This window comes from Pseudolactococcus laudensis (genome assembly GCF_013449735.1).
GTDB classification, from domain to species: Bacteria; Bacillota; Bacilli; order Lactobacillales; family Streptococcaceae; genus Pseudolactococcus; species Pseudolactococcus laudensis.
Genome location: NZ_JACBNY010000068.1, coordinates 1 through 1,024, shown reverse-complemented (window position 1 = coordinate 1,024; position 1,024 = coordinate 1). Strand labels below are relative to the sequence as shown.

The window sequence follows — 1,024 nt, the reverse complement described above, 5'->3', positions numbered from 1 at the left end:
GACGGATTGACCAGAATGATAGAAGGCGATAAGGGTTTCTTTAAATTCTTTTGAGTAGCGTTTTTTCATGTTTTTGTCCTTTGTCTAAATTATACAATAGTGACTCTAAGATTTAAGGATAACATCACTAAACCTCAACCCCAAAATTGTAGAACTCTCAAAATCTTTTTCTAATTTTGGAATTGACCCCAAAATTGTAGAACTCTCGAAATCCTTATCTAATTTTGGAGTCAACTCTAAAATGCTAGAACTCTCAAAATCATTTGCTAATTTGGACGTTAATCCAAGATTATTAGATTTCTCAAAATCACTTCCTAATTTGAACGTTGATCCAACGCTATTAGATTCCTCAAAATCTTTAGCAAATAATAAGACTTCTAATAAATCGGTGGAAAAAGATGATAGCGATTAAACACTTAATAGATAATTACTTCAAAGATAGAGTTTAACTCCAATTCCCTTGTCGCAGGGGGCGAGAAAACAAAAAAACGCCGAAGTTTTCAACTTAGACGATTTTTTTGTTTGCACTATGATATAATAATTTTTGGCGCACCTTCTTGGAGCATTACTGCCTTAGGAAGGAGGTGAATTATATGCTTCAAATTCTATTCGTAACTGTAGTTGCACCTCTTGTGGTAGGTGTTGCCCTTGAAATAATCAAGAGCTGGTTGAAAGACCAACACAACAAGCGCCACTAATTCCACATTTCTAGCTGTCAGACTTACTCAATCTGACAGTTTTTTTGCATAAAAAAAGAGCCACAGCTCCCTGTGACACTTTTGAATCTGTTGTGAATTAACACTTCAAATTCTATTCGTTAAACTTATTGTACAACATCTTGTCCAATTATACAACCCTTTTATTTTTTGTGGTAGCTAAATTGGTAGCCAAACAAAATAAGGGCACCTCTAAAAACGTATGAAAAGAGGTATAATAGATTAAAAATAAGCTAACGAGGTATTGAAGATGAATTTATTTGGAGATAGCGACTATCTTGAAAAATTAAGTTTAAAAGGAGACCCTC

Annotated in this window: 2 protein-coding genes; both read left to right on the top strand. The window is 33.8% G+C overall.

All coding sequences use genetic code 11. From position 1 onward, the window contains the following. The first annotated feature begins 241 nt into the window (after window positions 1–241). Entirely contained in the window at window positions 242–412 is a 171-nt protein-coding gene (locus tag HZR21_RS11515; RefSeq protein WP_180747717.1) for a hypothetical protein, read from the top strand. A gap of 181 nt (window positions 413–593) precedes the next feature. Then, window positions 594–698, top strand: coding sequence for a type I toxin-antitoxin system Fst family toxin (locus tag HZR21_RS12225; protein WP_017865282.1), 105 nt, complete (start codon window positions 594–596; stop codon window positions 696–698). Window positions 699–1,024 lie beyond the last annotated feature (326 nt).

Coding starts and splice junctions, on each gene's coding strand:
- HZR21_RS12225 (WP_017865282.1), top strand. CDS start 594: ATGCTTCAAATTCTATTCGTAACTGTAGTTGCACCTCTTGTGGTAGGT.
- HZR21_RS11515 (WP_180747717.1), top strand. CDS start 242: ATGCTAGAACTCTCAAAATCATTTGCTAATTTGGACGTTAATCCAAGA.